Source organism: Burkholderia sp. E168m23 (assembly GCF_016586125.1).
In the GTDB taxonomy this organism is placed as follows: domain Bacteria; phylum Pseudomonadota; class Gammaproteobacteria; order Burkholderiales; family Burkholderiaceae; genus Burkholderia; species Burkholderia orbicola.
Window position 1 is genome coordinate 1 of the sequence record NZ_BCPP01000623.1, and the last position, 4,373, is coordinate 4,373.

The following is a 4,373-nucleotide window of genomic DNA, read 5'->3' on the forward strand; positions in this document are numbered from 1 at the left end:
GACCTGGTCGTCGCGTTTTCGGCGCTGGTCGACGGCCATTGCGTCCAGTGCGCGGTCACGGCCGAGGCGCTGGAAGATCATTTCGGCGCGCGGTCGCTGCTCGAGCGCGATCTGCTGAGCGCATTCGACGCGCACCGGTCAGCCATCGAGGCGATGGCACGGCGCATGCTCGAGGAAATCGGCGGCCGGCCGGTGCTGCTGCACAGCGGGCACTTCCGGCTCGGAGACTGATACCGCAGGAGGGCGCATGACACTGCAGGGCAACATTCACGAACGGGACTGGTCGGTCGAAGTGGAGACGCGCCCGTGCGAATCGGGCGAGTTCCGCTGCCGCGTGTCGGTCGAGCACGGCGCCGGCGCCGCGCGGTTTCATCATACGTTCGAGCACAGCCACGCGTATCCGACGGAGCGCGAGGCGATGATCGAAGGGCTGCGGGCCGGCATGACGTGGATCGAGATGAAGGCGTCGCAAACCTTCAACGTATGAACGGTCCCGCGCCAGCCGGGCGCGGGCAGACTATCGGCCGGCAGCGACCGGGCAAGGCGCGCCGCGCCACGGAAAACACGTGCCGCCTCATCATGACGCGGCCGGCACAGGCAAGGCGGTCGACGAGCGGGCGGCCCCGTCAGGAGACACGACATGGGCGTGGGCATGCAGATCGCCTGCCTCGGATTCACGGGTTCGGCAGCGGTCGAGGCCGAGGCCGGCGCGCAACTGGTGCGGCTCGAACGGTTTCGCACGTTGCTCGACGGCTGCCATCTCGCGATCGAAGCGCGCACGGTGGCCGATGGCGCGCGCCTCTACGATGTGCGGCTCGATCTGTCGATGCGCGACGCGGCGCCCAGGTCGCTGCCGCCGTGCGTCGGCGCCGACGTGGACGATACGCTGCGCCGCGCGTTCGCGCAGGCGGAACAGGCGCTGATCGCGTGGCAGTCGGGCGCCGCAGCGGTGGCGCTGCGCGACGCGGCGACCGGCGACGCGCTGCATTGATGCAGCGGCGGCCATCCGCCGCCGCGTGCCGGATTCAGACCCGCGCGAGCGCTTGCGCGTCAATGATGCGCACGCGCTTGCCGCGCGTTTCGACGAGCGCGTCGCGATGGAACCGCGAGAACATCCGGCTGACGGTTTCGAGCTTCATCCCGAGATAGCAGCCGATTTCCTCGCGCGTCATCCGCAGGTTGAATTCGGTCGCCGAATAGCCGCGCGCCTCGAACCGCGACGACAGGTTCAGCAGGAAATGCGCGACGCGCTGCTCGGCCGACATCGTGCCGAGCAACAGCATCTGGCTCGATTCGCGGACGATCTCACTGCTCAGCATCTGGTAGAGAAAGTGCTGCATCGGCTTCATCTCGCGGCACGCGGCTTCGAGCGCGCCGAACGGGATGATGCACACCACGCTGTCCTCCAGCGCGATCGCGTCGCAGCAGTGCTGGCCGCCGCCGATGCCGTCCATGCCGAGCGTTTCGCCGGCGATCTGGAAGCCCGTCACGTGCTCGCGGCCGTCGCGATGCATCATCACCGTCTTGAACGAACCCGCGCGCACCGCATAGATGCTCTGGAACGGATCGTCGGTGCGGAACAGCGCGTCGCCCTGGCGAACCTGCCGCGTCGTGCAGATGATCGCGTCGAGGCGGCCGTATTCGGCGGGGGTCAGGTGCGGCGGCAGGCACATCGAGCGCATCGCGCAGGCCGAACAGCGTGCGGCCGGATGCTTGGCGGCGTCGGCGCGCGCGACCGGGCGCAGGGCAATCGTTGGCCGGGGTACGACGGACACGTCGGCGGCGAAGGCGGTGGCGGTGGACATGAGGCGCTCCGGCTCGTCAGGGGCGGTGGCGGTGCGCGCGAGCGTGCACCAGGGATTCGATGACACGGCATGCGGCGTCGAATTCGACGGTCTTGTCGAAGAAGTAGTCGGCTCCCGCCGTCGCGCATGCCTCTCTGAATGCCGGCGCCGAGTGATTCGTCAGCACGATCGTGACGATGCGCGGCGCGGCCTTCGACAGCATCCCGATCAGGTCGAGACCGCTGCCGTCCGCGAGCCGCACGTCGACGATCACCACGTCCGCGCGACTGCTGCGGATATGCGTCCACGCGTCCTGGCCGTCTTCCGCTTCGCCCACCACGGCAACGCCGCGGATCGCGCCGACGAGCAGCGCGATCCGCTGGCGGACGGCAACCGCGTGATCGACGAGGAACACCCTGAGTGCGGCGGGTGACAGGCTGGCATTCATGCCGGCAGTATCGTGTTGCGCCGCCGAAATTGAAATCGGCCGAATTGGAACTTCGTGTAGGCCGCTTCGACGCGGTGTAGGGCGTTTCCTACACCGCGTACGGGAAATCGCCGCGGGCGATCCCGACAAGTGCGATGCCGCGCGGGGAGCGGCCGAACGGTGGCGCGTCCGGCTCAGCCGGCCTGGCGCGCGGCCAGCGCGTCGCGCGCGGTGCGGCACGCGGCCAGGTCCCATGCGGCGCAGCCGACGCTCTTGAACAGCAGCGGGCCGCCGCGGGAGAAGGTGCCGTTCAGCACGTCGGCGAGCGACGCGACGTGCTGCCAGTCCACCTGCGCGACGATCAGGTCGCCGGCTTCGTGGCGCGCACCGGCCGGATCGTCGACCACGAGCCGGCTGCCCCGCACCGTGCTGGCGTCGATCTCGGCGGCATCCGCGGTGAACGCGCCGACGCCGACCACGAGCCGGCCTGCGCGCGCGGCTTCGCGGTAGACGGGCGTGCGGCTCGTCGTCAGCGTGACGACCACGTCGATCGCGTCGGGTATCGCGTCGCCGTCGAGCGGCGCGAGCCGCGGCGCATGCGCGCGGTGGGCGGCGCAGAAGGCGGCCGCGCTGTCCGCGCTCGTGCCGCGCACCTGAAGGCGCGCGTCCGGAAAGATCGCCGCGAGCGCTTCCGCGTGATTGGCCGCCTGCTTGCCGGTGCCGATCAGCAGGATGTCGCGCGGCGCGGCGCCATGCAGCGCCTGGATGCCGAGCGCGGTGATCGCCGCCGTGCGGCGGCCGGTGACGGTCGGGCCGTCGAGCGCGAAGCGCATTTCTCCGGTGGTGGCGTCGTACGCGGTGACCTGGCCGAGAATCGTCGGCAACCCGCGCGCGCCGTTGCCGGGACACACGTTGACGAGCTTGTGGCTCGCCAGGTCGTGGGCGCTCGACGGCATCGACAGCATCACGCCGCCGCCTTGCAGCGGCACGACCAGGCGCTCGGGGCTGACGATGTCGCCCGCCGCATACTCGGCGACCGCTTGCCTGAGCGTGGCGAGCAACGCCGGATAGTCGAGCAGCGCGGCCGTGTCGGCCGCATCGAAAACGGGAATCGGGGAAAAGGCGGGCATCGTGTACGTCGCAGCGTCGGTGAGCGTGGACGGCGGACGCATGCCGCGCCCGCCACAGGTCTGCCGGATACCGTGACACCGGGCAGTGTGGATCGAATCTATACCACTTGCTGGCGCACGTGCAACCCAGAAAATAAAGCGCTTCGCGGATTTTGGTTCTAATATCTGGCCAGAAGGCTCGCCGCTGCCGCGCTGCCCGCGCGCTCCGGTATAGTGCGAACCCATTTCCAGATCCACGCCCGCGACCGGGCAGGAGCCATCCGATGATGTCCGCGCGTCCCGACACACACGAAGGCGGTTTCAGGCCACTGCAGATCTACGAGCAGGTAGCCGAAAAGATCCGCGACGAAATCCGCGCGGGGCGCTATGCGGCCGAGTCGCGGCTGCCGTCCGAGCGCGAACTCGCGGCACTGTTCCAGGTCGGCCGGCCGGCCGTGCGCGAGGCGCTCGGCGCGCTGCAGAACGAAGGGCTCGTGTTCACGAAGCGCAATTCGGGCACCTACGTCGTCGCGGCCCCGCTCGAGGTGCTGGCGCGGCGCGGCGACGCGCACGCGGCGTCGGAGGCCGACTTCAGCCCGACGTCGACGCTCGACGTGCGGCTGATCCTGGAGCCCGCGATCGCGCGCCTCGCGGCCGCCCATGGCCGCGCCGACCCCGGCGCCGAACGCTATCTCGCGCAGATGGAGACCATCACCGACGTCGACGATCCGCACCAGCGCGCGCTGTGGAACGAGAGCGACCGGCTGTTCCACCGGCAACTCGCGCTGATGACCGGCGACGCGCTGATCGTGAAGATCGCGGACGAAGTCGCGAAGACGATGGACCAGCCGCTGTGGAAGCGGCTGAAGGACGACGGCATCTACGACGCGGGCCGGATCAGGCTCTACGTGTCCGAGCATCGGCTGATCTACGAGGCGATCGTCTCCGGGGATGCCGATGCCGCTGCGTTCTATGTCGAACAGCACATCCGCCGCGTGCGGCGCGACATTGCGCCGAAATGACACGCCTGCGGATGCGATCGTTCTGGTACTC

The 4,373-nt window shown here is 69.5% G+C and carries 7 protein-coding genes; 4 read left to right on the forward strand and 3 right to left on the reverse strand.

Going from position 1 to position 4,373, the window contains the following annotated elements:
- From JMF90_RS26135 to JMF90_RS26145, 3 genes are all read left to right on the forward strand, one after another.
- Nucleotides 1-231, forward strand: a 231-nt coding sequence (locus tag JMF90_RS26135) for a DUF1488 domain-containing protein (protein ID WP_201325609.1), incomplete at its 5' end; no start/stop codon positions are given.
- Between the two features lie 16 nt (nt 232-247).
- The gene (locus JMF90_RS26140; protein ID WP_006479066.1) at nt 248-487 is read left to right on the forward strand and encodes a hypothetical protein; all 240 of its coding nucleotides are present in this window, start codon (nt 248-250) and stop codon (nt 485-487) included.
- Between the two features lie 153 nt (nt 488-640).
- Nucleotides 641-991 (forward strand): hypothetical protein, encoded by a 351-nt coding sequence (locus JMF90_RS26145; protein ID WP_011547740.1) that lies wholly within the window; start codon nt 641-643, stop codon nt 989-991.
- 34 nt (nt 992-1,025) lie between these two features.
- Here the strand turns inward: JMF90_RS26145 and JMF90_RS26150 are convergent, their stop codons facing one another.
- The 3 genes from JMF90_RS26150 to lhpI form a co-directional block, all read right to left on the reverse strand.
- Entirely contained in the window at nt 1,026-1,805 is a 780-nt protein-coding gene (locus JMF90_RS26150; protein ID WP_006479064.1) for a helix-turn-helix domain-containing protein, read from the reverse strand.
- A gap of 16 nt (nt 1,806-1,821) precedes the next feature.
- A complete protein-coding gene (locus tag JMF90_RS26155) occupies nt 1,822-2,232 on the reverse strand; it encodes a response regulator transcription factor (protein ID WP_006479063.1) in 411 nt (136 codons plus the stop codon).
- A 173-nt stretch (nt 2,233-2,405) separates the two neighbouring features.
- A complete protein-coding gene (gene lhpI, locus JMF90_RS26160; RefSeq protein ID WP_041489483.1) occupies nt 2,406-3,341 on the reverse strand; it encodes a bifunctional Delta(1)-pyrroline-2-carboxylate/Delta(1)-piperideine-2-carboxylate reductase in 936 nt (311 codons plus the stop codon).
- A 263-nt stretch (nt 3,342-3,604) separates the two neighbouring features.
- Here lhpI and JMF90_RS26165 point away from each other — a divergent pair, with 263 nt between their 5' ends.
- Nucleotides 3,605-4,342, forward strand: coding sequence for a FadR/GntR family transcriptional regulator (locus tag JMF90_RS26165; protein ID WP_011547738.1), 738 nt, complete (start codon nt 3,605-3,607; stop codon nt 4,340-4,342).
- Nucleotides 4,343-4,373 lie beyond the last annotated feature (31 nt).

Bases quoted from the DNA above. Each gene is read 5' to 3' on its own strand.
- JMF90_RS26155 (WP_006479063.1), bottom strand. From the start codon at position 2,232: ATGAATGCCAGCCTGTCACCCGCCGCACTCAGGGTGTTCCTCGTCGAT.
- JMF90_RS26140 (WP_006479066.1), top strand. From the start codon at position 248: ATGACACTGCAGGGCAACATTCACGAACGGGACTGGTCGGTCGAAGTG.
- JMF90_RS26145 (WP_011547740.1), top strand. From the start codon at position 641: ATGGGCGTGGGCATGCAGATCGCCTGCCTCGGATTCACGGGTTCGGCA.
- JMF90_RS26150 (WP_006479064.1), bottom strand. From the start codon at position 1,805: ATGTCCACCGCCACCGCCTTCGCCGCCGACGTGTCCGTCGTACCCCGG.
- lhpI (WP_041489483.1), bottom strand. From the start codon at position 3,341: ATGCCCGCCTTTTCCCCGATTCCCGTTTTCGATGCGGCCGACACGGCC.
- JMF90_RS26165 (WP_011547738.1), top strand. From the start codon at position 3,605: ATGATGTCCGCGCGTCCCGACACACACGAAGGCGGTTTCAGGCCACTG.